The following is a 1,077-nucleotide window of genomic DNA, read 5'->3' on the forward strand; positions in this document are numbered from 1 at the left end:
TGGTGTGGTGTTTCAGGATCGTAGAGTGGGTGCGTAGCATCGTTGTGGACAAGTCCTCGGCCGATTAGTACCAGTCCACTCCAACACACATTACTGCGCTTCCATGTCTGGCCTATCAACCCAGTCATCTACTGGGGGCCTTAACCCACAACGGGGTGGGAGACCTCATCTAGGAACAGGCTTCCCGCTTAGATGCCTTCAGCGGTTATCCCTTCCGAACGTAGCCAACCAGCCATGCCCCTGGCGGGACAACTGGCGCACCAGAGGTTCGTCCGTCCCGGTCCTCTCGTACTAGGGACAGCCTTCCGCAAGTCTCCTACGCGCGCGGCGGATAGGGACCGAACTGTCTCACGACGTTCTAAACCCAGCTCGCGTGCCGCTTTAATGGGCGAACAGCCCAACCCTTGGGACCAACTCCAGCCCCAGGATGCGACGAGCCGACATCGAGGTGCCAAACCATGCCGTCGATATGGACTCTTGGGCAAGATCAGCCTGTTATCCCCGGGGTACCTTTTATCCGTTGAGCGACACCCCTTCCACCAGGAGGTGCCGGATCACTAGTCCCGACTTTCGTCCCTGCTCGACCCGTCAGTCTCACAGTCAAGCTCCCTTGTGCACTTACACTCAACACCTGATTACCAACCAAGCTGAGGGAACCTTTGGGCGCCTCCGTTACCCTTTAGGAGGCAACCGCCCCAGTTAAACTACCCACCAGGCACTGTCCCTGAACCAGATCATGGTCCGAAGTTAGATTCCCAGCACGACCAGAGTGGTATTTCAACAACGACTCCACCAACACTAGCGTGTCAGCTTCCCAGTCTCCCACCTATCCTACACAAGCCGAACCGAAAACCAATACCAAGCTATAGTAAAGGTCCCGGGGTCTTTCCGTCCTGCCGCGCGAAACGAGCATCTTTACTCGTAGTGCAATTTCGCCGGGCCTGTGGTTGAGACAGCCGGAAAGTCGTTACGCCATTCGTGCAGGTCGGAACTTACCCGACAAGGAATTTCGCTACCTTAGGATGGTTATAGTTACCACCGCCGTTTACTGGCGCTTAAATTCTCAGCTTCACCACC

At 56.1% G+C, this 1,077-nt stretch carries 1 rRNA gene; it reads right to left on the minus strand.

The window, feature by feature from the left end:
- Nucleotides 1-44: 44 nt before the first annotated feature.
- Nucleotides 45-1,077 (minus strand): 23S ribosomal RNA (locus LY13_RS25500); the annotation flags it as partial.

This window comes from Prauserella aidingensis (assembly GCF_024171865.1).
GTDB classification, from domain to species: domain Bacteria; phylum Actinomycetota; class Actinomycetes; order Mycobacteriales; family Pseudonocardiaceae; genus Prauserella; species Prauserella aidingensis.